Origin of the sequence: Robertkochia flava (assembly GCF_020166515.1) — a bacterium.
Classification (GTDB): Bacteria; Bacteroidota; Bacteroidia; order Flavobacteriales; family Flavobacteriaceae; genus Robertkochia; species Robertkochia flava.
In genome coordinates, this window is record NZ_JAINZT010000007.1 from 181,172 (window position 1) to 206,276 (window position 25,105).

General features: G+C 45.9%; 24 protein-coding genes. 12 read left to right on the forward strand and 12 right to left on the reverse strand.

The genetic code is table 11. The features are described 5' to 3' along the window. Positions 1-83 precede the first annotated feature (83 nt). On the reverse strand, positions 84-1,298 hold the full coding sequence (locus K7R11_RS11995; RefSeq protein ID WP_224490983.1) for an RsmB/NOP family class I SAM-dependent RNA methyltransferase: 1,215 nt from the start codon (positions 1,296-1,298) through the stop codon (positions 84-86). 74 nt (positions 1,299-1,372) lie between these two features. Between K7R11_RS11995 and K7R11_RS12000 the strand changes: the two genes are divergently transcribed. After that, positions 1,373-2,416: a WD40/YVTN/BNR-like repeat-containing protein gene (locus K7R11_RS12000; RefSeq protein WP_224490984.1), complete on the forward strand. Its 1,044-nt coding sequence runs from the start codon at positions 1,373-1,375 to the stop codon at positions 2,414-2,416. Here K7R11_RS12000 and K7R11_RS12005 read toward each other — a convergent pair. The 7 genes from K7R11_RS12005 to K7R11_RS12035 form a co-directional block, all read right to left on the reverse strand. Beyond that, positions 2,413-2,862, reverse strand: coding sequence for a hypothetical protein (locus tag K7R11_RS12005; protein ID WP_224490985.1), 450 nt, complete (start codon positions 2,860-2,862; stop codon positions 2,413-2,415). The two genes, K7R11_RS12000 and K7R11_RS12005, sit on opposite strands and share 4 nt — an antisense overlap. Before the next feature lie 23 nt (positions 2,863-2,885). Next, positions 2,886-3,392 carry a hypothetical protein gene (locus tag K7R11_RS12010; protein WP_224490986.1) on the reverse strand — a complete coding sequence of 169 codons (507 nt, stop codon included), beginning with the start codon at positions 3,390-3,392 and terminating at the stop codon, positions 2,886-2,888. Between the two features lie 3 nt (positions 3,393-3,395). After that, positions 3,396-3,938: an RNA polymerase sigma factor gene (locus tag K7R11_RS12015; protein ID WP_224490987.1), complete on the reverse strand. Its 543-nt coding sequence runs from the start codon at positions 3,936-3,938 to the stop codon at positions 3,396-3,398. Positions 3,939-4,022: 84 nt separating this feature from the next. Then, a complete protein-coding gene (locus tag K7R11_RS12020) occupies positions 4,023-5,846 on the reverse strand; it encodes an ABC transporter ATP-binding protein (RefSeq protein WP_224490988.1) in 1,824 nt (607 codons plus the stop codon). A 54-nt stretch (positions 5,847-5,900) separates the two neighbouring features. After that, positions 5,901-7,625 (reverse strand): phospho-sugar mutase, encoded by a 1,725-nt coding sequence (locus K7R11_RS12025; RefSeq protein WP_224490989.1) that lies wholly within the window; start codon positions 7,623-7,625, stop codon positions 5,901-5,903. Positions 7,626-7,682: 57 nt separating this feature from the next. Continuing rightward, positions 7,683-8,633, reverse strand: coding sequence for a glycosyltransferase family 2 protein (locus tag K7R11_RS12030; protein WP_224490990.1), 951 nt, complete (start codon positions 8,631-8,633; stop codon positions 7,683-7,685). A gap of 33 nt (positions 8,634-8,666) precedes the next feature. After that, positions 8,667-9,188, reverse strand: a complete 522-nt coding sequence (locus K7R11_RS12035; RefSeq protein ID WP_224490991.1) for a DUF4199 domain-containing protein — start codon at positions 9,186-9,188, stop codon at positions 8,667-8,669. A 168-nt stretch (positions 9,189-9,356) separates the two neighbouring features. Here K7R11_RS12035 and K7R11_RS12040 point away from each other — a divergent pair, with 168 nt between their 5' ends. The 4 genes from K7R11_RS12040 to mtaB all read left to right on the forward strand — a co-directional run bounded on the left by K7R11_RS12040 (position 9,357) and on the right by mtaB (position 13,371). Continuing rightward, complete coding sequence (locus tag K7R11_RS12040; protein ID WP_224490992.1) at positions 9,357-9,611, forward strand: type B 50S ribosomal protein L31; 255 nt, start codon at positions 9,357-9,359, stop codon at positions 9,609-9,611. Between the two features lie 159 nt (positions 9,612-9,770). After that, complete coding sequence (locus K7R11_RS12045) at positions 9,771-10,946, forward strand: GlmU family protein (RefSeq protein ID WP_224490993.1); 1,176 nt, start codon at positions 9,771-9,773, stop codon at positions 10,944-10,946. A gap of 166 nt (positions 10,947-11,112) precedes the next feature. Then, on the forward strand, positions 11,113-11,799 hold the full coding sequence (locus K7R11_RS12050) for a lysoplasmalogenase family protein (RefSeq protein ID WP_224490994.1): 687 nt from the start codon (positions 11,113-11,115) through the stop codon (positions 11,797-11,799). A 234-nt stretch (positions 11,800-12,033) separates the two neighbouring features. Beyond that, positions 12,034-13,371 (forward strand): tRNA (N(6)-L-threonylcarbamoyladenosine(37)-C(2))-methylthiotransferase MtaB, encoded by a 1,338-nt coding sequence (gene mtaB, locus K7R11_RS12055; RefSeq protein ID WP_224490995.1) that lies wholly within the window; start codon positions 12,034-12,036, stop codon positions 13,369-13,371. A gap of 33 nt (positions 13,372-13,404) precedes the next feature. On the opposite strand, the gene K7R11_RS12060 is transcribed toward mtaB, so the two are convergent. After that, positions 13,405-13,698: a GNAT family N-acetyltransferase gene (locus K7R11_RS12060; protein ID WP_224490996.1), complete on the reverse strand. Its 294-nt coding sequence runs from the start codon at positions 13,696-13,698 to the stop codon at positions 13,405-13,407. A 188-nt stretch (positions 13,699-13,886) separates the two neighbouring features. Here K7R11_RS12060 and K7R11_RS12065 point away from each other — a divergent pair, with 188 nt between their 5' ends. Genes K7R11_RS12065 through cls form a run of 3 tightly spaced genes read left to right on the forward strand, consistent with a single transcriptional unit; the run spans position 13,887 to position 17,012 of the window. Continuing rightward, positions 13,887-14,567 (forward strand): alpha/beta fold hydrolase, encoded by a 681-nt coding sequence (locus K7R11_RS12065; RefSeq protein WP_224490997.1) that lies wholly within the window; start codon positions 13,887-13,889, stop codon positions 14,565-14,567. A gap of 42 nt (positions 14,568-14,609) precedes the next feature. Beyond that, entirely contained in the window at positions 14,610-15,557 is a 948-nt protein-coding gene (locus tag K7R11_RS12070; RefSeq protein ID WP_224491203.1) for a lytic transglycosylase domain-containing protein, read from the forward strand. Continuing rightward, positions 15,558-17,012 (forward strand): cardiolipin synthase, encoded by a 1,455-nt coding sequence (gene cls / locus K7R11_RS12075; RefSeq protein ID WP_224490998.1) that lies wholly within the window; start codon positions 15,558-15,560, stop codon positions 17,010-17,012. It abuts the gene before it with no gap. Between the two features lie 276 nt (positions 17,013-17,288). On the opposite strand, the gene K7R11_RS12080 is transcribed toward cls, so the two are convergent. Next, positions 17,289-17,804, reverse strand: a complete 516-nt coding sequence (locus K7R11_RS12080) for a DUF2892 domain-containing protein (protein ID WP_224490999.1) — start codon at positions 17,802-17,804, stop codon at positions 17,289-17,291. 166 nt (positions 17,805-17,970) lie between these two features. Between K7R11_RS12080 and rpmH the strand changes: the two genes are divergently transcribed. The 3 genes from rpmH to K7R11_RS12095 all read left to right on the forward strand — a co-directional run bounded on the left by rpmH (position 17,971) and on the right by K7R11_RS12095 (position 21,579). Beyond that, positions 17,971-18,129 (forward strand): 50S ribosomal protein L34, encoded by a 159-nt coding sequence (gene rpmH, locus K7R11_RS12085; RefSeq protein WP_224491000.1) that lies wholly within the window; start codon positions 17,971-17,973, stop codon positions 18,127-18,129. A 99-nt stretch (positions 18,130-18,228) separates the two neighbouring features. Next, entirely contained in the window at positions 18,229-21,081 is a 2,853-nt protein-coding gene (carB, locus tag K7R11_RS12090; RefSeq protein ID WP_224491001.1) for a carbamoyl-phosphate synthase large subunit, read from the forward strand. 132 nt (positions 21,082-21,213) lie between these two features. Further along, positions 21,214-21,579, forward strand: coding sequence for a T9SS type A sorting domain-containing protein (locus K7R11_RS12095; protein WP_224491002.1), 366 nt, complete (start codon positions 21,214-21,216; stop codon positions 21,577-21,579). Positions 21,580-21,867: 288 nt separating this feature from the next. Here K7R11_RS12095 and K7R11_RS12100 read toward each other — a convergent pair whose 3' ends face one another. Beyond that, complete coding sequence (locus tag K7R11_RS12100; protein ID WP_224491003.1) at positions 21,868-23,211, reverse strand: DNA recombination protein RmuC; 1,344 nt, start codon at positions 23,209-23,211, stop codon at positions 21,868-21,870. A 158-nt stretch (positions 23,212-23,369) separates the two neighbouring features. On the opposite strand from K7R11_RS12100, the gene K7R11_RS12105 reads away from it, so the two are divergent. Beyond that, positions 23,370-24,281 carry an alpha/beta hydrolase gene (locus tag K7R11_RS12105; protein WP_224491004.1) on the forward strand — a complete coding sequence of 304 codons (912 nt, stop codon included), beginning with the start codon at positions 23,370-23,372 and terminating at the stop codon, positions 24,279-24,281. Between the two features lie 11 nt (positions 24,282-24,292). Here K7R11_RS12105 and K7R11_RS12110 read toward each other — a convergent pair whose 3' ends face one another. Beyond that, a complete protein-coding gene (locus tag K7R11_RS12110; protein WP_224491005.1) occupies positions 24,293-25,084 on the reverse strand; it encodes an ABC transporter ATP-binding protein in 792 nt (263 codons plus the stop codon). Positions 25,085-25,105: the final 21 nt, after the last annotated feature.

Genomic DNA, 25,105 nt, shown 5'->3' on the forward strand with positions numbered 1-25,105 from the left:
ATTCCCCGAAGTTTATTGTACTGTAAAATACAATAAATAATTGATAGTTAACCCATTAGAAGTTGAACGACAGGTATGTACGACTACTTTTTATTTTCAAGCAGGGCCAGGTAAAATCCGTCAAAGCCTGATCCGGAAGCCAGGATCTTACGATCTTTAACCAGCGAAAAGTTTTTGCCTTCTTCGCTATCCAGGAATTTGGCAACCTGTTCCTGGTTTTCTGATGGCAGAACAGAACAGGTAGCATAGACCAGTTTTCCGCCTTCTTTCACCATTTTGGAATACTCCCTCAGGATTTCTTGCTGGGTTTTCCGGATCTCATCCAGGAATTCCGGCTGTAGCTTCCATTTGGCGTCCGGGTTCCTTCTTAGAACGCCCAAACCGCTACAGGGCGCGTCGATGAGTACCCGGTCTGCTTTTCCATGCAGTTTCTTAAGAGCTTTGGAAGAATCGATCACCCGGGTTTCCACATTGTGGGCGCCGTTTCTACGGGCTCTCCTCTTGAGTTCCTTTAGTTTATTGCCGTAGATGTCCATGGCAATGATCTGCCCCTTGTTCTCCATCAGGCTTGCCAGGTGAAGTGTTTTTCCTCCTGCGCCTGCGCAGGCATCAACCACGCGCATCCCCGGTTCTACCTGCAGAAAGGGTGCCACCAGTTGAGAGGAGGCATCCTGAACTTCGAACCATCCTTTTTGAAAGGCTTCGGTTTTGAATACATTGGCGCGTTCTTCCAGAACCAGGGCGTCCGGATATCCCTTGAGGTCCAGGCAGTGGATGTGGTCTTCCTCCAGCGCCTTTTTAAGAGCGTTCTTGGTGGTGTTCAGCGTGTTTACCCGAAGGATCACTGCGGCCTGCTCGTTAAGAGCAGCAAGTTCTTTTTCCCAAACGGCCTCGCCCAGTTCTTTAACCCCGAGCTCATCCAGCCAGTCCGGAACCGATTCCCGGTACTTGCGAATCTGACTCAGTTCATCAAATTTTCCTTTGATCCTGCGTACAGGAGTCCCCTCAAGTTGCTTCCAGTCAGGGAGTCTGATACCGCGAAGCACCGCCCAAACCGCAAAGACCCGCCAGAGATTTTCCCTGCTGTAAGGAGGGTTTACCCCGGCAATAACCGTGTAGAGTCGTTTCCAGCGAACGATCTCGTACAGCGTTTCAGCAATGAATGCACGATCCCTGGCTCCCCAGCGCTTATCGCGCTTGAGAAGTTGTTCCACTACTTTGTCAGCATATTCCTTATCGTTGAAGATCTTATCCAGTCCGTCTATAACAGCGTAAACCAGGTTTCTGTGTAGTCTCATTGCTTAAAATAAATTGTTTGCAAAGGTATTGCTTTGTAAGCGATTAAACTTAATTTTAGCCTCAAATTAATGGTATGATCCGATATTTCTTTCTCTTGCTGCTGCTGGCTTCCTGTGCTGCAGAACCCGAGTTTATCCCCAGAAATTTTAACCGGGTAGAGGTCCGGGAAGTGTTTTCAGATTCTGTAAGTATCAGGGCGATAACGCTTATGGGGCAGAATCTGGCTTTTTCCGGTTCGAACAACACCTATGGGTTCTACAACAGTGCAACCGGTGCAGCCCGATCTTCAAGGATCAGGATCGACAGTGTGAATACCGAATTCAGAGCTGTGGCCGCCACTTCTGCCGATTTCTTTATGCTTAGCACAGGGAATCCTGCGCTGATGTTCAAAACGGGTAATAGTGGTGAAATGGAACTGGCATATATGGAAGAACACGAGCAGGTGTTCTACGATGCCATGGCCTTTTGGAACGACCAGGAAGGGATCGCCATGGGAGACCCTACAGAAGGATGTATTTCTGTGATCATTACCCGTAACGGCGGACGAAGCTGGAAGAAATTATCCTGTGATGAGCTTCCGTCTGCTGCTGCCGGAGAGGCGGCATTCGCAGCAAGTGACACCAATATTGCGATCATTGGCGATCATACCTGGATCGCTACCGGAGGTGCGCGTTCCAGAATACTCTATTCTCCTGATAAGGGAATGACCTGGGAAGTTTTTGATACCCCCGTAATTCAGGGGACGTCTACCCAGGGGATCTATTCCATTGACTTTTATGATGAAAAGACCGGTTTTGCCATCGGAGGCGATTATACCCAACCGGAACAAAATGCAGCGAACAAGGCGGTCACCACCGATGGGGGTAAAACCTGGTCCCTGGTAGGTGTCGGGAAAGCTCCGGGATACCTTTCATGCGTGCAGTACATTCCGGGGAGAAAGGGAAAAGAACTGGTGGCAGTAGGTTTTCAGGGTATATGGTTTTCCAGTGACGGCGGAGCAAACTTCTCCAAAATCTCGGACGAGCCTTTTTACACCCTGAGATTCAACAGTGATTCCACGGCCTTTGCGGCAGGTAAGAATCGTATTGCTGTACTTACTTTTGAAGAGAACCCTTAGTGGTCGTTCCGGGCTGCTCTTCTCGCCTGCAGCCTTTTCAGGAGTTCCTTTTTGAACAATTCTTCATGAATGTCCAGAAGAAGCGCCTTCCTGGCGCCAAGTAGCTCGGGAGTTTCTTTGCGGAAAAGCGATTCCGTTCTGGCGATCTCATCCTTTAGACCGGAGATTTCTTCCAGGGTCGAAAGGGCTTCGGCCTTGGACATCGTATTCATATCACCCCTCACAACCGTTTGCTGTAAGGTGTTTAAAGTAGATTTTAGCTCGAAAAGTGTATCGTCATACTGGTTGTATCGGGGCCAGAAAATGGCAGCTTCATCCGGAAGTAATTCGAGTTTTTCCGTGAGGTAGGCCACTTTGAGCGATTTTATGCGTTCTCTTCTGCTCTCCTGGGCATTTACCTGAAAAGAGAAGAACACTAAGGCAGTTAAAATAAAAATTCGTTTCATCGTAAGGAGGATTGTTGTATTTCTTATTCTGTTAAATCGTAAATATCCAGTTCGTCCAGGAGGTAGGACTCCAGGGCGTTGGGCTCTATGGTGTTTCCGCTAAAGTTGATCGCGGAGATATCGGCCATAACCGGGTTTTCCATCAGGTAGCTTTCGGGAATCTCCAGCATCCCGCTGTCGAGCAGCCATTCAATATCAGAGGTTTTCAATTCAGAAAAAACCGGGGTGGAGCGGACATCTAATGTGAAAAGGGTGCTGATCAGGATTAAGCACACCGCAGCTGCAGCATAATACCCATACTTGCGGTACGTTTGCAGAAAGTGCAGTACTGGCGTTTGGCCCCTCATTCTTTTACGAAGGTGAACTTCGAAACCTGCAAAATACTGTTCAGGAACCTCAAACCCTTCTTCATCTGGTATCGCTTCCTTAAAAGCAGCAGCGGACTTTGCGCGGGCTTCGAGCCCTTCAAAATACCCCTGAGGGAACTTAAATCCTTCGTCTTTGCTGTTATGTGAGTGTTTGCTTTTCATGGGTTACCCGTTTTGTTTAAGGTATTCCTGTATCTTTTTTACGGCATGATGGTAGGAGGCCTTTAACGCCCCTACAGAGGTATCTGTAACAGCGGAGATCTCTTCGTACTTCATCTCCTCATAATACCTCATGTTAAATACAGCCAGTTGTTTTTCCGGGAGCGTAGCCAATGCCTTTTGCAGTTTTAACTGTATGGCATCTCCATCAAAATAGGGGTCAGAAACCAGGTTATTAACCAGCTGTGCTCTTAATTCTTCGTTCGATATCCGGTACTTATTGGCCTGCTTTTGCAGGAAGTTGATCGCTTCATTGGTTGCAATACGGTACATCCATGAATAAACTGCGCTGTCTCCCCTGAAGGTGTCTATATTCTTATACACCTTGATAAAGGTGTTCTGAAGAACATCGTCCGTATCGTCGTGGTTTAACACCATACGCCTGATGTGCCAGTAGAGTCTTTCCTGGTAATCCCTGACCAGCTCGCTGAAAGCGCGTTCCCGGGTTTCAGGGTGCTGTAGTTCTTTAAGTAGGGTTTCCTTTTCCAATCAGGCGGGTTTTCCTTTTTGACAGGAATAAATATAGAAGGTTTAATCTGATGCAAAAAAAATCCCGGTTTCCCGGGATGTGCTCTAATCGAAAGATTGCATGTCGACCAGTTTTTTATACATGTTCCTGGCATCGAGGAGCTCCTCATGTGTTCCTTGCTCTACGATCTTCCCTTTTTGCATCACCACGATCTTGTCTGCATTCTGAATGGTGGATAACCGGTGGGCGATCACTATGGAGGTTCTGTTCTTCATCATGTTTTCCAGGGCGGTCTGTACCAGTTTCTCACTTTCGGTATCCAGGGCAGAGGTGGCCTCATCCAGGATCATAATGGGTGGGTTTTTAAGCACAGCCCTCGCAATGGAAAGGCGTTGTTTTTGTCCACCGCTTAATTTGCCACCGGCATCCCCGATATTGGTTTCAAACTGCTTTGGAAGCTCCATAATAAAATCATAGGCATTGGCGATTTTAGCCGCTTCCACGACCTCTTCCATGGAGGCATCAGGCTTGCCCAGTTTGATGTTATTGGCTACGGTATCGTTAAAGAGAATGCTCTCCTGGGTTACGATACCCATAAGTGATCTCAGGCTTTTCAGACTCAGTTCCCGGATATCGGTACCATCGATCAGAATGGAGCCCTCGTTCACATCGTAGAACCGGGTAACCAGATTGGCGATGGTGCTTTTTCCGCTTCCCGATTGCCCTACAAGAGCTACAGTAGTGCCTTTAGGGATGTCCAGGGTGAAATTGGTGAGTACCGGATCGTCTTCGTACTGGAAATTCACGCCTTCCAGGTGAATGGAATGATCAAAGCTTTCCTTTTTAACTGCGTTCGGAGCGTCCTTGATGATGTTTTCGGTCTCCAGGATCTCCAGTACCCTTTCGGCAGCAGCATTTCCTTTCTTTACCCCGTAAGAAGCCTTGCTTATGGCTTTTGCAGGGGTTAGGATATTGTAGGCCAATCCCATATAGGCAATAAAAGAGGAGGCATCAAGGGTCTTGTCTACCAGTACCATCTTCCCTCCGAACCAGAGCAGGATCCCGATCACCAGGATCCCCAGGAATTCACTGGTGGGGGAGGCCAGGTTTTGCCGGTTGAGCAGGCTGTTGGAATAGCGGAAAAAACGGTCTGTCGATTCGTTAAACCGCTCGTTGAACTTGCCTTCTGCATTAAAGGCCTTTATGACCCGTAATCCACCCAGGGTTTCTTCGATGATCGATAGAAAATGGCCCTGTTCCTTTTGTACCTTGTCTGATTTTTTCTTCAGAGATTTCCCAATCCTCGAAATAAGCATGCCCGAAATAGGGATGAATACAAATACAAAGAGGGTGAGTTTTGTACTGATACCGAACATGACAATGATGGTAAAAACGATCGTAAGGGGTTCTCTGACGATGAGTTCCAGGATAGAGAGGAAAGAATGCTGTATCTCCAGAACGTCTGAGGTGATACGCGCGATAACATCTCCCTTTCGCTTTTCGGTAAAGAATGATATGGGCAGGTCGGTGATCTTTTTGTACATGGCATCCCGTACATCCCGAAGTACCCCGTTTCTGAGATATGCGATAAAATACATGGCCGCATAATTGAAAAAGTTCTTCATCAGGAAAAGGGCGATCACCAGGGAGATCACCAGGATAAGGGCGATCATTTGGTCGTCTCCGGCCACCTGGGTGACCTGGTAATTCAGATAGTCTTGCAGGTAGTCCTTGGCATTGCTGATTCCGGTGTATTCCGGTTTCGTATACACCCTGTCGCTCTCCTTGAATAAAACATCGAGCATCGGGATCAGGGCCACAAAAGACAGGGCACTGAACAAGGCATACAGGATATTAAAGAAAATGTTTAAGAATCCGTACTTCTTGTACGGTTTGGCAAAGCGTAATATTTTTTTGAAATAGTTCATTAGCAGTTATAGCTCTATTGAAAAAGACCCGCCGGAAAGGCGGGTAGCTTATTTTTATGCGAGGTCCAGTTGCCGGATAATGGTGTCCAGTTTTTGATCCAGTTCCGATTCTTTTTTCCGGAAATCTTCCGGGGATGCAATGGAAGTGTTCGCACTAAAGTAAAATTTGATCTTTGGTTCCGTGCCACTTGGCCGGGCAGCCATTTTGGTACCCTTGTCGGTGTAGTATATCAGGACATTGGACTTTGGAATGTCCATTTTTTCCTCTTTGCCGTTGCTGAGATTACGGGCTACTGAAGTGGCGTAGTCTTCGATGCGAATTACCTTCTCGCCCCCAAGTTCTGCAATAGGTTGTTCCCTCAGGTCGATCATGATCTGTTTTATTTCTGCCGCACCACTGATCCCTTTTTTGGTTAAGGAAACCAGTTTCTCTTTAAAGAGTCCGAATTCGGTGTAGCACTTTAGTAACTCTTCGTAAAAGGAGCTTCCGGAGGCTTTGGCCTCAGCGGCGATCTCACATGCCAGTAAAGAAGCGGTTACCGCATCTTTGTCCCGTACAAAATCGCCTACCATATATCCGAAGCTTTCCTCTCCGCCACCGATAAATTCCAGGTCAGGAAAATCCTTGATCATTTTGGCGATCCATTTAAATCCGGTGAGTCCTTCCTTGTACGTTACCCCGTATCCTTTTGCCAGCTCTGCCATCATCGGTGTGGAAACAATGGTGGAGGCGATAAACTGATTACCGTTCAGTTTTCCCTGAGTTTTCCACAACTCCAGTAAAAAACGGGTCATAAGCACCATGGTCTGATTTCCGTTTAAAAGGGTCATCTTCCCATCGGTATCCCGAACTGCGATCCCCAGCCGATCACTGTCAGGGTCCGTGCCTATCACAATATCAGCCTGTAATTCCTCAGCCTTTTGCATGGCCAGGGTTAGGGCCTCCGGCTCTTCAGGATTTGGCGATTTTACGGTTGGGAAATCCCCGTCTGGGGTGGCTTGTTCCTCCACAATAAAAACCTGGGTATAACCTGCCCGTTTCAACACCTCCGGAATGGCCTTAATGGAAGTTCCGTGAAGGGAGGTGAAAACTATTTTCAGGGCTTCCCTGCCTTTTGCATCGATGCTTCCGTTTGCCACAGAAGCTTTAAAAAAGGCTTCGTCCACTGCCTCGTCTATGAGTTCAATAAGGGAATCCTGCGCCTGGAAATTGATGTCTTTGAAGTCCAGGGCGTTGATCTCTTCGATGATCTCCTTGTCCTCTGGCGGAACGATCTGTCCGCCATCGGTCCAGTAGACCTTGTATCCGTTGTATTCCGGTGGATTGTGGGAGGCAGTAAGTACCACCCCGCAATGGCAGTTGAGGTGTTTTACCGCAAAGGACAGTTCCGGGGTAGGCCGCAGCTCCGAAAAAAGAAACACCCTGATGCCGTTTGCAGAAAATACCTCGGCCACTACCCGGGCAAGCGTGTCGCTGTTATGGCGGCAATCATAGGCGATCGCTACCCTGAGGTCTTCTCCGGGATAGGTTTTTTTTAAGTAATTGCTTAAACCCTGGGTGTTCTTGCCAAGGGTGTACCTGTTGATCCGGTTAGTGCCAACACCCATGGTGCCGCGCATGCCTCCGGTTCCGAATTCCAGGTCTTTATAAAAGGATTCTTTTAATTCTTCGGTGTTGTTGTCCAGCAAGTTCTGGACTTTGTTGCGGGTGGTTTCGTCAAAAAAGGCATCTTTCCATGCCCCTGCTTTCTCCCTGATTTTTTCGATGGTGATCTCCATGAATAAAAATTTTTTCAAAGGTAGTAAGAATGGTGGCTATGTACTATTTTTTTCGACCTATTCAAGGTTGATACGCTGAGCGATCTTGTAACGGGCCTCTTCCCTGCGGTACCGCAGGATGAGTTCTCCCAGGAATCCAGCAATAAAAAGCTGTGTTCCTATGATCATGGCTGTTAGCGCAATAAAGAATTGCGGTCGCTGGGTGATCAGTCTGCCATAGGGGTTAATAAAGAGTTTGTCGATACCCAGATAAGCGGCAAAACCCGATCCGATGATAAACATCAAAACGCCCAGAGCCCCGAATAAATGCATTGGCTGCCGTCCGAATTTAGAGATGAACCAAATCGTGATAAGGTCCAGAAACCCATTGATAAACCTCTCCATTCCAAATTTGGTCTTTCCGTATTTCCGGGCCTGGTGTTGCACCACTTTCTCGGTAATTTTCGGAAACCCGGCGTTTTTAGCCAGTACCGGAATGTAGCGGTGCATCTCCCCGTGAACATCTATGTTTTTAATGACTTCCTGCTTGTAGGCCTTGAGTCCGCAATTAAAGTCGTGAAGCTTTACTCCGGAGGTTTTCCGGGCCGCCCAGTTAAATAATTTCGAAGGGAGGTTCTTGGAGATCACCGAATCGTAACGCTTTTTCTTCCAGCCGGAAACCAGGTCGTAATGCTGATGAACGATCAGGTCAAAAAGCTCCGGGATCTCTTCCGGGTTGTCCTGAAGGTCGGCATCCATGGTGATCACCACCTGCCCGTTCGCCTCAGCAAATCCTGCGTGCAGGGCCTGTGATTTTCCGTAGTTGCGTAGAAACCGAATCCCTTTAACTTCATTGTGTTTTGAAGAGAGCTCCGAAATGACCTGCCAGGAATCATCGGTGCTGCCGTCGTCTATAAAAAGAACTTCATATGAAAAATGATTGGACCGCATAACGCCTGCGATCCAATCGTATAATTCGTTTAAAGATTCCTTTTCGTTAAGTAGTGGTATAACTACTGAAATGTCCATAATCAGGGTAGGTGTAAGGCCCAAAGATAGGAATTAGTAATCACTTTGTTCTTTTCTCATGATCAGGCCAATAACCAGGGAAACGATGAACCCGACGAACAGGTTGAAGATGATCAGGATAGGGTAGGTTACCCAGAAAAAATCCCTTTGGCTCTGTACCGCATTCTCGATCTGTTCCGTAGTCAGGTCGGGATTGTCATTACGCAGGGTGCTGCGCATCATCTCTCCGGAACGTTCCAGGAAGTCGGGCTCAATAACATTGGCATATAGCATGGTGTATAATGCAGAAATGATTCCGCCTACAAGAGCAGCGCCAATACCCACCTTTAAGGCATCGGTAAGCGAGAGGTAGCCGCCATTTGCTTTTTTATATTGGTAGATCGCCGTAATGAGAATGCCCAGGATAATGGCAATTCCCACTACAGAATTGGCTGCGCTTTGGGTGTACTGCAAGTCCATGAAATGGAGCATGAGGCTGAAGGTTATCCCCAGCGCGCCCATGAGCAGTCCGAATCTTAAGGCAAATTGCCCTGTTTTTGGTTTTTGTTGTTCCATAATTGAATAATTGCTTAATTTTGCAGAGTTAGTAAGTGTAACGGCGTATTTGTTACATCAGCGAATTTAGGAATTACTTTTAAATTTTTGCCGGGATATAGTTGGTATTCTAAAATTAATATCTAAATTTGCACCTCGAAAAAATTCTGAAGTTTAAAGTACACGACGATGAAAAAAGGTATACATCCGGAAAATTATAGATTGGTAGCATTTAAAGATATGTCTAATGAAGATGTCTTCATTACGAAGTCTACTGCCGAGACCAGAGAAACGATTGAGGTTGATGGTGTTGAGTACCCATTGATTAAGCTTGAGATCTCGAGATCGTCGCACCCATATTATACTGGAAAATCGAAACTGGTGGATACTGCCGGACGTATCGATAAGTTTAAAAACAAATATGCCAAGTTCAAGAAGAACTAATTGCGGTATTTACCATATTGAAAAACCTCTGATTCGCTTCAGGGGTTTTTTTGTGCCTGCATATCAGAAACGATTCGTCGTTCAGAACATTAACTATATCTTATTGAATGGCTTACGTTTCTGAAATAGGTTATCTTTAGTTTACTAAACCAACTGCAAATGAATTTCATTCTCTTTGATGGCCCGGTAAGAAACAGTTTGTTGCCATTTACCTTTACCCGTCCCGTGGCAGATATCCGCATCGGTATTCTCACCATTCGCGAGAAGTGGGAGCACTACCTGGGGTATACCACCACCACGGTAACAGAAGATTACCTTACAGATCTTTTTCCCATGGTGGAAATGGAGGAAAATATCCTGATCAATGCTTCCTTTTTACCGAATGAAGAGCTGGTTGCCCTGATCTCTGATCTGAAGGAGGGTGAGGCGATATTCTCAGGAGAGGAGGTCGTGGCATTCTTTACCTCAGATACCCAGGAAGAGGTGGATCTGGATTCCTATAAGGCCATCGAATACGAGGGTGATTGTATCCGGGTGAAAAATACCTGGGATATCTTCTCTAAAAACGGGGAGGCTATCGAGGAAGATTTTAACCTGATCACCCGGAATCGGAAAAGTATGCCCATCCCGGGAAGCAACCGGGTTATTGCCCCCGAAAATATATTCATAGAAGAAGGTGCTGTAGTGGAATGCTGTATCCTGAATGCTACTCATGGGCCGATCTATATAGGAAGGGATGCCCTGGTGATGGAGGGTAGTGCCATTCGCGGAGGTTTTGCACTCGGTGAAAACGGGGTGGTTAAAATGGGCGCAAAGATCTACGGTCCTACCACAGCGGGCCCGTCCTCTAAAATTGGGGGGGAGATCAGTAACGTGGTGATCTTCGGTTACTCCAACAAGGGCCATGATGGCTACCTGGGAAATGCAGTGATCGGGGAATGGTGTAATATCGGAGCCGATTCCAATAACTCCAACCTGAAGAATAATTATGCCCCGGTGCGTATATGGGATTATGAATCCGAACGGTTCGCGCATACCGGATTGCAGTTTTGTGGACTCATGATGGGCGATCATAGTAAGTGTGGTATTAATACCATGTTTAACACCGGTACGGTGGTGGGAGTGAGTGCCAATATTTTCGGGAGTGGGTTTCCGAGAAATTTTATCCCCAGTTTCTCCTGGGGTGGTGCAGCCGGTTTCACCTCCTTTAAACCGGAGAAAGCCTTTGAAATGGCCGATGCGATGATGAACAGAAAGGGACTCAAACTGTCGGAGAAGGAAAAGGCAGTTCTTCAGGAAGTTTTTGAACAAACCTCGAAGTGGCGAAAGGGATAAGACTCCTGCAGCTTCTTTGGTTTACAGGTTGCATATTTAGTTAGAGAAAAATTTTCTTACAATTTTATCGGTTGTTTCATAGCCGATAATCGAAAAATCGAACAGCCTTTACAGCTGTCTGCCTTGTCTTTGTATCTTTAAAAGATACTCTTTATTAGCAACCTCAATGCAAACCTTTCTGCAATCGTCCAAATGGTTTACTGCAGTTTTTGTGGTGATCCTTTTCTTCGATATTATTCTAAGTAATATGGAAGGATTGTTGTATTTCAGTCTGGTCACCAAGATACTGCTGCTTGGGGTGTTACTTAATTATTTTATGCTGCGCAGCCGGGGGCAAAATGCTGCAGAACGGGTGTTCGTTATTCTGGCTATCGTCTCTTTTAGTCTTGGGGAATTGTTTATGATGATCACCAATAACCTCAATATAATCGTAGCGGGTTTCCTGTTGCTGCTGGCGGCAAAATTGCTTTACAGTTGCGCCTTTGTTTTTAAGGTTAAGCTCGACATCGACCGGCTGTTGCCTTATCTTGTATTTGTTACCCTTTACTCCCTGACCATCATTTATTTTCTGTATGAAGTTCCCGAACACGTGCCGGCCTATATCTTTTTGGTGATCACGCTTATCATGTTGAAACTGGCATATCTGAGATATGAGCGGGTAGACTGGAATAGTTTTATTACCGTTCTGGCGGGGGCAGGGCTCATTTTAGCTTCGGAGACCATCCTGGTTTTTGATCGTTCCTTTAGTACGAGTCAGTTAAGCGGGGTGATGATCGTACTGCTTTACGGCTTGTCTCAATACCTTATGGTTCAGGGACTCATCCTGGAACCCGGTGCCAGGAATGCAGCCTAGCTGTTGTTTTTCTGTTTTCTAACAGCCTGAAAATCATAAAGACTCATACAGGTGAGATTTTACAGGAGTATACCTGCGTATAAGCTGTTGTTTTAAAAGGATTTAAAGGAGGTTTCCTATTTCTTCAGGAAAGAATAAGTTGGTATATTTGTACGCTTTTTTAAAATGCGGGTGAAGGCAAGGGCTCGATCGCTTTATCCTTCATCGGTAAAAAGGGAATACAGGATACTGTTTATGAGAGAAAATAAAAAGGTAGCGTTCTATACACTGGGGTGTAAACTGAATTTTTCGGAGACTTCCACCATTGCCAGATCCTTCGAATCGGAAGGGTTTGACAGGGTCGAATTTGATCAGGAAGCAGATATTTATGTGATCAATACCTGCTCGGTAACCGAGAATGCAGATAAGCGCTTCAAATCCATAGTTAAGCAGGCCCGTAAGGTTAATGAAGATGCCTTTATTGCGGCGGTGGGATGTTATGCCCAGTTAAAGCCTGAGGAGCTCGCTTCAGTTGAAGGGGTGGACCTGGTGCTTGGTGCTACTGAAAAATTCAAGATAACCGATTACCTGAACGACCTCAGTAAAAATGATTTCGGGGAAGTGCACAGCTGCGAGATCCAGGAGGCAGACTTCTATGTGGGGAGTTACTCCATTGGCGACAGAACCCGGGCATTTCTAAAGGTTCAGGACGGATGCGATTATAAATGTACCTACTGCACCATTCCTCTTGCCAGGGGGATCTCTCGAAGTGATACCCTGGAAAATGTCCTTAAGAACGCAGCAGAGATCGCTGCCCAGGATATTAAAGAGATCGTTCTCACCGGAGTAAATATCGGGGACTACGGAAAGGGTGAATTCGGTAATAAAAAACACGAGCACACATTCTTTGAGCTGGTAGAGGCTTTAGATCGGGTAGAAGGTATTGAGCGCTTGCGAATTTCTTCTATTGAACCTAACCTGCTTAAAAACGAAACCATTGATTTTGTGGCCCAAAGCAAGGCTTTTGTTCCGCATTTTCACATTCCCCTTCAGAGTGGCAGTAATGAGATCCTTGGATTGATGCGCAGACGATACCGAAGGGAGTTATACACAGACAGGGTTGCACGCATCAAATCAGCCATGCCTCATGCTTGTATCGGTGTCGATGTCATCGTTGGTTTTCCCGGTGAAACCGAAGAGCACTTTTTGGAAACCTATCATTTCCTGAACGAGCTCGATATTTCCTATTTGCATGTATTTACCTATTCAGAGCGCGATAACACCCTTGCTGCTGATATGGAAGGGATTGTTCCGAAACGCGTGCGGGCAAAGCGCAGCAAGATGCTGCGCGGACTTTCAGCCAAAAAGCGACGTGCTTTTTACGAAGGGGAGATCGGGCAGCTGCGAACGGTATTGTTTGAAGGTGAGAATAAAGAGGGGTATATCCATGGCTTTACGGAAAATTATGTAAAGGTGAAGGCTCCCTGGGATCCCGCACTGGTAAATACCCTTCATCAGGTACGGCTTACCCGGATTGACGAGGATGGGATGGTGCGCTTTGAATTTACAGGAGAAAAGGCGTTAACAGCATAAAAAAATACCCCGCAAATGCGAGGCTATTTTTTTTTAGATTCTAATCCCAACCGGAAGCAGATCCTTAAATTCCTTGTGTTTTCTCAGGAATCGTGCAATGTGCGGACTGGTGGGAACCACACTCAGGTTGCGCTCTTCGATCTGCTTTAATACTGCGGTGATGAACTGGTCTTTGAAAGCAGGGTCGTCTACCTCTTCCGGAATCGTAAGCTTCGTCAGGAAAACTTTCCGCTCCTGGGAGGCGTATTCGATTTTGGCCAGTTTCCCGTTAACCTGGGTTTCGAACTGACGCAAGAACTCATTGTCATTAATAACTACTTCATCCATTACTTCTTGATTTAACGCACTATTTTTATTCTCGGAACTATCTTTGTTGGTCAGCATATAACAGGGAGGTTTAAGCTGAATTTGTCTTGCAGGACATTTCAGGGTATTCCCTCGAATTGAAATTTTTTGTTTGATTAATTTTTTGTAATATCAAAGTTACGAAAAATAAGCTAAACCCTTAGATTACAATGCCTGAATCTGCCTCAGGGAAATCTCTGATCCCAGTCTATATGATGCCGGGTATGGCGGCCAATCCATCCATTTTTGAACACGTTAAACTGCCGGAAGACAGGTATGAGGTGATCTGGTTGCACTGGAAGCTTCCGCGGGAGAAGGAAACCCTGGTGCATTATGCGCAACGCATGTGTAAGGAGGTGAAACATAAGAATCCCGTGCTTATGGGCGTGTCCTTCGGGGGTATACTCGTGCAGGAAATGTCAAAATTAATCCCGGTGCGTAAGCTCATTGTGATCTCCAGTGTAAAATGCCGGGATGAATTGCCCTATTCCATGCGGGTGGCTAGAAAGACCTATTTGCATAAACTCCTGCCCACCTCCCTGGTCAATAATGTGGAAGTCCTGGCGAAATATGCCTTTGGAGAATCCGTAGTAAAGCGCTTAAAGCTTTACGAGCGCTATTTGTCGGTAAGAGATAAGCGCTACCTGGACTGGGCCATAGACCAGGTCGTTAACTGGGAGCAGGAAAAACCCATTCCCGGGACCATCCATATACAGGGCGACCGGGATCCCGTATTCCCGGCAGATCGCATTAAAGATTGTATCTGGATCAAGGGTGGCACCCATATTATGATCATTAATCGGTTCAAGTGGTTTAACGAACATTTGCCGGAATTAATTTCAGGCAAGTAATCCCCGATTTTGTATATTTAACCAAACTTATGTAATGTAATGATGAAGAACATGAAGAACTATTTATTTGCTGGTGGTGTGGCGGTACTGGCCGCTGTTTTTATTAATGCGGTCCAGGCGGATGGAGCAACTGCAAAGGTGGAAAGGCCTGTTGCGGAAAAGGGAATGATTACCGATCCTTACGAAGTGAAAGCACTGGACATTCCGGAGAAGATCAATTTCGCGGGAGAAGATGTGCCACTGGAAGATCCCGATGTACTGGAGCGTCTCGATCGTGAATTGCTTGTGAATACCTACTGGCAGTCCAATGCCTTATTGATAATCAAGCGCGCGAATAAATATTTTCCGGTGATCGAACCTATTTTAAAAGAGCAGGGCGTGCCGGATGATTTTAAATACCTGGCTGTGATCGAGAGTGGACTTACCAATGCCGTTTCTCCTGCAGGGGCACGCGGATTCTGGCAGATCCTACAGGGGACAGCCCGCGAATATGGCCTTGAAGTTAACGATAACGTAGACGAGAGATATCACCTGGAAAAAGCGACCCTCGCCGCCTGTGAATACCTTAAAAAATCGAAAGAGCGTTTCGGGTCATGGACCATGGCTGCAGCAGCATACAACGCAGGTCAGTACGGGATGCACAAGCAGTTGGAGCGTCAGAAGGTGGAAAGCTATTACGATGTTTTGCTCGGAGAGGAAACAGGGCGTTATGTTTTCCGTATCCTCGCCCTTAAAGAGATCCTGTCTGATCCGGACAAATATGGATTTAAATTTGACCAGGACGATCTCTATCAAAACATTCCAACCAGGAAACTCCCTGTTGATACCGCAGTCACTGACTTTGCAGATTTCGCGAAAAGCTTCAACATCAATTATAAGATCCTGAAGATTCACAACCCATGGTTGCGTGAAGCCCACCTGAATAATAAATCCAGGAAGCAATATTATATCGAGATCCCCGAAGAGGGATATTATCCGCAATCAAAGTAAATGTGGGATTTTATTTCTGAAAATTTATGGAAGCTGCTCATAGGGCTCAATTACATTCTGGCCCTGGGAGCAGCTTTTACTATAGCCCTTCGCAATACCAATCCCAACAGAACCCTTTCCTATGTGCTGGCCCTGGTGCTCGTGCCCTTTGTAGGCTTACTGTTTTACGTATTCTTTGGCCAGGAATACCGCAGGTCCAGGATATTCCGAAAGAAGAATGTGCTGAACCAGACCAATATTCAAAAGTGGCAGCAGTCTCTTGTTCTGGATGAAAACCAGGTAAACCTTTTAAAAGACCGGTCGGTTGAGAATAAGGAGAAGTTGGTACGGCTTATGCGGGACAATGAGAAATCGCCCCTCACCCTTCACAATAAGGTGGAAATCCTCATCAACGGGGAAGAGAAATTTAAACGCCTTTTTGAAGATATTCGGGCCGCAAAAAGTTCCATCCACCTGGAGTATTATATCTTTCGCGATGACACGATCGGAACCGAGCTCGTAGACCTCTTGTGCCAAAAGGCAGATCAGGGTGTCGATATCCGGATCAATTACGATTACGTGGCCAGTAGTATCAGCAATGAAGGCCGGCAAAAATTAAAAAGGGCCGGGGTGGAGTTCTATCCTTTCCTGCCGGTTTATTTTCCGCGATTTGCCAGTAAACTCAATTACCGGAACCACAGAAAGATAGCCGTTATCGACGGAAAGTTCGGGTACGTTGGCGGGATCAACGTGGGAGATGAATATGTAAATGCCCATGGAAAACGCTACTGGCGCGATACCCACCTGCGTATCGAGGGAGAGTCTGTTGGGGTGCTCCAGCTGTTTTTTATGCTGAACTGGGATTTTGTGAGCGAGGAGGATGTACAAATAAAAGATGAATGGTTCCTCCCCTCCGAGGTCAAAACAGAAACCCCGGTGCAAATGGTACTCTCCGGTCCGGATACCGATTGGGCACGGATTATGGAAGCCATGTTCGTTGCTATTAATTCTGCCGAGAAATACCTCTACCTGACCACCCCTTATTTTATTCCGAACGACGAGATCATGATGTCCCTTGTAGCGGCTGCAAGAAGCGGGGTAGAGGTCAAGGTACTCATCCCGGGTCAAAGTGACTCCTGGGCCGCTAAATATGCGAGTTTCTCCTATATAGAACGTATGCTGAGGGCAGGCATTGAGGTCTATCTCTATCAGAAAGGAGTTATTCATGCCAAGACGATGGTCGTTGACGGGGTGTTTTCTACCGTGGGAACCTCCAATATCGATTACCGGAGCTTTAATATCAATTTTGAGATCAATGCTCTCATCTATGATGAAAAAATAGCAGCGAAGATGGAAAACAGCTTTTTTAATGACCTTCAGGAAAGTAAACGCCTGGATCCGGAAACATGGTATGATCGCCCGCTGAAACAAAAAATCAAAGAATCTTTTTGTCGCCTTTGGGCACCGTTGTTATAAGTTACGAGGGTACGTAGCTCAGGTTTTCACGACTCTTCAATCCTTACCTCTTCTGATTTACCTGGGTTAAACCTTTTTCAATAAAAAAGCCGGATCTCCTCCGGCTCTTTCTTATGCTGTTCTGTTTGGATTTTCGGGTGATCAGTATGTCCACGGTTTACTTATTTTCAGGTAATGCATAGCGTAATAATTACTCCGTACCTCCGTACCTCCGTACCTCTATACCTACGTACCTGCGTACCTACGTACCTCTGTACCTCCTTACCCCCGTACCTTTTAAATCCGCTTCATTTGCTGTTGCATCATCTTGATCTGATCCTTCAGCATGTTCTGCTTGTCAAGTTTCTTGGCTTCATTTAGCAGGGTGGTAGCCTCTCGTTTTCTCCTTTTCTGCATGGCGATACCGGCCAGGCTCAATTTAGCCATGGCAACGTCATAATCCATAGTAAGCCCCAGCTTCAGTGCTTTTTTGAAGTACTTCTCGGCTTCGGTCAGATTGGTCTGAGACGACATGATCCCGTGCAGGTAGTTGTAATACCCCTGTTGTTTGGTGGTCAGGGCCGCCTCAGGGTTTTTGATCTTGGTCAACCATTTCTTAGTGCCTTCAAAATCCTGTTTCCTCATCCTTAGAAAGGCCATCAGGATCATCTCGTTTCGGAAATAAAGGAAGACAAAGATCAGGGACAGCAGTACCAGGAAAATGCCATTTCCAATTTCTCCTTCTACAAATTGATATACTGCAAGGGCAAAAACCACTACAGCCAGAATAATTTTTATATTTTTGTTGAACATTACAGGTGTTTTGAATTGCTGGGCAAAGGTAATAAAAACAATGAAAAATATTTTTCACAGCTTATTTGCCAAAGTGAAAACTCTTTGTATATTTGCCCCGCGATTTTGTGAAGCAAATTACAACGCCTTAGTTATAGATTTACCAAGTAGATAAAGATATTTTAAAATGAAAAGAACGTTTCAGCCCTCAAAAAGAAAAAGGAAGAATAAGCACGGTTTCAGACAGCGTATGGCTACTGCTAATGGTAGAAAGGTGCTTGCTAGCAGAAGAGCTAAAGGAAGGAAGAAATTATCTGTTTCCTCAGAACCAAGACATAAAAAATAATGTTTTTAGGAATATAAAAATATTAGGTGTTACTTTTATCGGTAGCACCTTTTTTTTGCCCTCTTGTATCATCAATACCCTTCATTATAAAGAATAAAAATGCCGAAAAGAAACGACTTAAAATGCATCTTAATTATCGGGTCAGGACCCATCGTAATTGGTCAGGCCTGTGAATTCGATTATTCAGGTTCTCAATCGCTCAGATCTCTGCGGGAAGACGGGATAGAAACCGTGCTTATCAACAGCAACCCTGCTACGATCATGACCGACCCCTCTATGGCCGATCATGTGTACCTGAAGCCGCTTACCACTAAATCGATCATTGAGATACTTAAGAAACACCCGAACATTGATGCAGTACTTCCTACCATGGGTGGGCAAACGGCATTAAACCTGGCTATTGAGGCTGACGAAAAGGGAATTTGGGAAGAATACGGAGTCGAACTCATCGGGGTGGATATTGATGCTATCAATATTACGGAAGACCGCGAGCAATTCCGCGAACTGATGACCAAGATCGGTGTGCCGATGGCACCGCAGGCCACAGCTACTTCCTTCCTGAAAGGAAAAGAGATCGCTCAGAAATTTGGTTTTCCGCTGGTAATCCGTGCCTCCTACACCCTTGGTGGAGCCGGGGCATCCATCGTTTATAAGAAGGAAGATTTTGATGAGCATTTGAGCCGCGGTCTAGAAATATCACCTATCCATGAGGTGATGATCGATAAGGCGATGATGGGATGGAAGGAATACGAGCTGGAATTGCTCAGGGACAAGAATGATAACGTGGTTATTATCTGTACCATCGAAAATATGGACCCTATGGGGATCCATACCGGAGATTCCATTACGGTAGCACCGGCAATGACACTTTCAGACAGGACCTTCCAGAAAATGAGGGATATGGCCATCAAAATGATGCGCAGTATCGGAGATTTTGCTGGAGGATGTAATGTGCAGTTTGCTGTGAGTCCCGATGAGAAGGAGGAGATCATAGCCATTGAGATCAACCCAAGGGTTTCCCGTTCTTCGGCCCTGGCATCAAAAGCTACCGGGTATCCAATCGCAAAGATCGCCACCAAGCTGGCCATGGGGTATACCCTTGACGAACTGGATAACCAGATCACCAAGTCTACTTCAGCCCTTTTTGAGCCTACCCTGGATTACGTGATCGTAAAGATCCCGCGCTGGAACTTCGATAAATTCGAGGGGGCCGACCGCGAACTTGGACTTGCGATGAAGAGTGTAGGGGAAGTGATGGGTATCGGGCGTTCTTTCCAGGAAGCCCTGCATAAAGCCACCCAATCCCTCGAGATCAAACGCAACGGTTTGGGAGCAGACGGGAAAGGCTATAAAGATTACGATGTGATCATTAGCAAGCTTACCCATGCGAGCTGGGACAGGGTCTTTGTGATCTATGACGCCATCCAGATGGGGATCCCGCTAAGCAGAATTCACGAGATCACCAAGATCGATATGTGGTTCCTCAAGCAATACGAAGAGCTGTATCACCTGGAAAAGGAGATCTCTACTTATAACATAGAAACCATTCAGAAAGACCTGCTTCTGGAAGCCAAGCAAAAAGGATATGGAGATCGTCAGATCGCACATATGCTTGGATGCTGGGAGAGTGAGGTATATAAAAAGCGGGAAGAGCTGGGGGTAAAAAGAGTTTACAAGCTCGTGGACACCTGTGCTGCAGAATTTCAGGCGGTAACCCCGTACTACTATTCCACCTTTGAGGATGTGATGGAAACCGCAGACGGAACCCAGATCTCTGCCAATGAGAGTGTGGTTACTGAAAAGAAGAAAATTGTGGTACTCGGGTCAGGACCTAACCGGATCGGACAGGGAATTGAATTTGATTACAGCTGTGTGCACGGGGTGCTGGCAGCAGCCGAGTGCGGTTATGAGACCATCATGATCAACTGTAACCCGGAAACGGTATCCACAGATTTTGATACGGCAGATAAGCTTTATTTCGAGCCGGTATTCTGGGAGCATATCTATGATATCATCCAGCATGAGCAGCCGGAAGGCGTCATCGTTCAGCTAGGGGGACAAACAGCCCTTAAGCTTGCGGAAAAACTGGATAAGTACGGTATTAAGATCATAGGAACAAGTTTTGAATCCCTGGATCTGGCAGAAGACAGGGGTAGCTTCTCCAAACTGCTTAAAGAGAACAACATCCCTTATCCTGAATTCGGGGTCGCAGAAACAGCAGAAGAAGCACTTGAGCTGGCCGATGAGCTCGACTTCCCGATCTTGGTGCGTCCGTCCTATGTACTGGGAGGGCAAGGGATGAAGATCGTGATCAATAAGGAAGAACTGGAAGAGCACGTGGTAGACCTGCTCCGAAAGATTCCAAACAACAAACTGCTGCTGGACCATTACCTGGACGGGGCTATTGAAGCCGAGGCTGATGCGATCTGCGATGGGGAAGATGTATACATCATCGGAATCATGGAGCATATTGAACCCTGTGGTATCCACTCGGGCGACTCGAATGCTACCCTGCCTCCGTTTAACCTGGGAGATCTGATCCTTGAGCAGATCAAGGACCATACGAAAAAGATCGCCCTGGCACTGAATACCGTAGGGCTTATCAATATCCAGTTTGCCATTAAAGATGATAAAGTATTTATCATTGAGGCAAACCCAAGAGCCTCGAGAACCGTTCCTTTCATTGCTAAAGCGTATAAGGAGCCCTATGTAAATTATGCGACCAAGGTGATGCTCGGCCATAACAAAGTAAAAGACTTTACTTTTAATCCGCAGTTGGAAGGGTATGCGATCAAACAGCCAGTATTCTCTTTTAATAAATTCCCGAAGGTGAATAAGAACCTTGGCCCGGAAATGAAGAGTACCGGAGAGAGTATCCTGTTTATTGACAGCCTTAAGGATGATGCATTCTATGAGCTGTACCACAGAAGAAGCATGTACCTGAGCAAGTAATTGCAATAGATACTATATAAGCACAGCGGAGAGGAACATATCGTTCTTCTCCGCTTTTTTTTGCGTCACAACTAATTTAATGCATTGATTAGCAGGTAGTTGTATAGTTGTGTTTAACTTTAAGAGAAAAGCATGGCAAGATTTTTACTTATACTCGCACTCGGTTTGTTATTTACCCCGGGTTGGTCCCAGCACGATACCCAAAAAGATAAGGATACGGAAGGTACGCTGATGTGGAAACCTGTAAAACCCGAGAAACTTAAATCTTCTGAATTAATGATCCTGCCCTCTTCCAGGTTTCTGAGACTAAATCTTGAGGAAGACCTGGGATTTACAAAGGTGATCATCCAGGACCTTAACGGAATTACGCTGATTGAAAACCCTTTCGATCCGAACAGGGATATCGACATTTCCATACTTAAACCAGGTAACTATCTCATAAAGGTGATCTCTGCCAACAAGGTGTTGCAAGGTAAGTTTGGAAAGAGGAGGTTGTAATATAGAGAGGAAAAGATTATCAGGTTGCAGGGTTGTGAGTGATGAGCAGTACAATCTATCATCCATCATTCATAATTCATCATTCACCATTGATAATGATCCCGTACCCATATAATTTCAACCGATGACACCGCCGCTTCTCTCAAGATGAAATTCGCAAGGAGGTTCCGTTTACCCATACTTAATACCTCAGTACCTTCGTACCTTTAAAGGAGAGATCGCTACCGTATGCTCTGTAAACTTCGCGAAGTCAAACCACTTACTATTCTCCACTCTCCACTCTTCACTCTACTCCCCACTTTCAATCTCCTCCAGTTGTTCTTCACTGGCTCTTTTCAGCCATTTCTCATCGATCTGTTTGCTGGCCTTCGCGCCCAGCTTTTTTAGTTTCTCTACCCGGGTCAGCAAATTGCCTTTCCCGGTAAGTTTCGTCATAGAAGAGGAATAGGTATTCTGTACCGTCTGGAGCTGTTTCCCTACTTTTTCCAGATCGTCCAGCAATCCTTTAAACTGGTCGTAAAGTCGGCCGGCATGCGTGGCAATGTCTATGGCGTACTTGTGTTGCTTGTCATTTTGCCACATGCTGTCTATGGTGCGCAGGGTAGCTAAAAGGGTTGTGGGGGTAACGATAACGATATTCTTTTCGAAAGCGCTGTTATAAAGTTGCGGATTGTGAGCACTGGCCAAGGCAAAGGCCGGTTCCAGTGGAATGAACAGCAATACAAAATCCGGGCTTTCCATCTCGTAGATCTGATGATAGCTCTTGGCAGATAATTGTTCCACATGCCTGTTAATGGCGTTGATGTGTTCTTTTAGCAATACAGCCTGCTCTTCCTCATTTTCGGCGTTTACATAACGCTCATAGGCTACCAGAGATACCTTGGAGTCAATGATCATCTTTTTGTTGTCGGGAAGATTGATGATCACATCCGGCATAACACGCTTTCCGTCTTCTTTGGTAAAACTGTTCTGCACAAAGTATTCACTGTCTTTCTGTAAACCCGATTTTTCAAGTACCCTTTCCAGTACCAGCTCTCCCCAGTTACCCTGCATCTTGGTGTCTCCCTTGAGGGCGCGGGTAAGATTCGAGGCCTCCCTGGTGATCTTCTCGTTTAATTCCCTCAGGTTTTTAAGCTGCTCTGTAAGGGAGGAATGACGCATAAGGCTTTTCTCATTGCTCTCTTCCACTTTTTTCTCAAAATGCTTGATCTTTTCCTGTAAGGGTTCTAAAATATTTTTCAGGTTTTCCTGGTTCTGTGTGGTAAATTTCTGTGACTTCTCTTCCAGGATTTTGTTCGCCAGTACCTGGAACTCTTTATTGAATTTCTCCTGTAACTGATTTAATTCATCTTTTTGCTCTTCGTGTTTGCGCAGGAGATTGTCCATATCGGCCTCCCTGCGAGAGAGTCTTACCGCATAGTTCTCCTTTTCCGATCGAAGTGTTTCATTTTGCTCTCTTTCATTGTGGAAATTCTTTTTAAGATCCTCCAGTTGATTTCTGAACTCCTGTTCTCTTGCTTCTGAAGCACTTTTGAGGCTTTGGTATTTCAATCGCTGTATATAATTGCCAAGGAAGAATCCGAGGATCAGGGTAATGGCACTGACAATGATCAAAAGAAGCGTCTCATTCATGAGTCTGACAATTTGAGGATTAAAAATAGAAGATACCATTTCGTGGTATGGGGATAAAGATAGTATTATTTGTATTATTTTAATACGAACGAAACCCTTATGACGTTCTTAACAGATGTCTTCTTATTTTTAAAATGAATCTCTTAATGTGAAACCTTATGCGATCTGTTCTTCTTTTTATCCTCACCTTATTTTGCGGACATCTGCTCTCTGCTCAGAAAATTCTGAAAGACCCTGTTTACAATAATATCAACAGGTTAACCATGACCTATGCAGATACGCTCAAGACCGATATTTATTACGCCCCCGGTTCGCGGTCGGTGCACAAATCCCCTTTGGTGTTGCTGGTACATGGGGGTGGGTTTTACACCGGGAAACGCAATGGCGAACTGGAAACGGCATTTGCGATGGATCTTGCCGGCAGGGGATATGTAGTGGCTTCCATGGAATACCATCTCAGCAGGAAGGGTAAAAAGGAAGGTTTTGGTTGCAACTGTCCGGCAGGAGAAAAGCGGGAAACTTTCAGGCAGGCTGTGGTGAACATCGATGAGGCCCTGGATTACCTGTTGAAATTTTCAAAGGAGTTTAATTTTGATCCTGAGAAGGTGATCCTTGCAGGAAGTTCTGCCGGTGCGGAGGCTATTCTGCATGCGGCCTATGCGGGGAATCATGAATCGTTCAAGGACATAATGGATAACCACAACAGTATAGCTGCGGTGATCTCCTTCGCGGGTGCTTTGATCAGCGAGGTAGAGATTGATAAAGTGCATTCGGTACCCGCATTTCTTGTGCATGGAACAGACGATAAATTGGTGCCTTATCACACCGCTCCCCATCATTATTGCGGAGAGGATGCCCCCGGTTATCTTTCCCTGGATGGATCTGCTTCCATTGCAGAGGAGCTAAAAGAACATAATACGCCATACGTATTTATCACTGCCGAAGGCGGGGGACATGAATGGGCGAACAAAGGCTATGCCCTTACCGACGAGATCAGCGCATTTTTGTATGACCTGCTCATCAGGGAAAATGCGGGGCAGGTGAACCAGACCATTCCTTCCCAGCCCTGAATCCCGGGTGATCACTTTTGGATCCTGAAACTTCCGGTTTGGGTATCAAAGGTGATCAGGTCTGAAGGGAATAGCGATTTGAAACTGCCTTTTTCGATAAGCGTACATGGGTCTCCAAAGTCGCAATGATCTTGTTGCATGACCAGAATTTTATCGCAAAGCTGTATGGCGAGGTCGATTTCATGGGAAGAGAATAAGATGGCTTTGGAGGTTTCGTGGGCTATGGTTCGAAGCAATTTGAAAATGGAAGCCTTATGGTAAATGTCCAGATGACTGGTGGGCTCGTCCAGGATAATGAGCTCTGTGTCCTGTGCCAGGGCCCTTCCGATCATGACCCGTTGTAGTTGCCCGTCACTCATCTCATAACAGGACTTGTCTTTTATGGATTCCAGATCAAGGCTTTTGATAACATCGGAGATCACGGTGAGATCGTTGTCCGAGAGGGTGCCGATCCAGTTGGTATAGGGCTGTCTGCCAAGAGCGATCAGTTCACTGGCGGTCAGGTTACCGGCTGGTATCTTTTCTGTAAGCACGATGCTCAGGTGCGATGCAAGTGCTTTTGCAGAGAGGGAATTCAGTTTCTTCTGGTTGAGTAAGATGGTTCCTGAAAGAGGAGATTGTACTCCGGCCAGGGTTCTTAATAAGGTGGATTTGCCCACCCCGTTAGGTCCGATAACCGCAACGAGTTCCCCCGTGTTCAGCTCGAAATCAACAAGACCTGACACCACTGCGGTTCCTTTTTTAGACTGGTAACCCAGTTGTAATTCCTGGGTTTTTAGTACAGGGAAGGTGCCTTGTTTCATAACCGGATCATTAATCTTTTG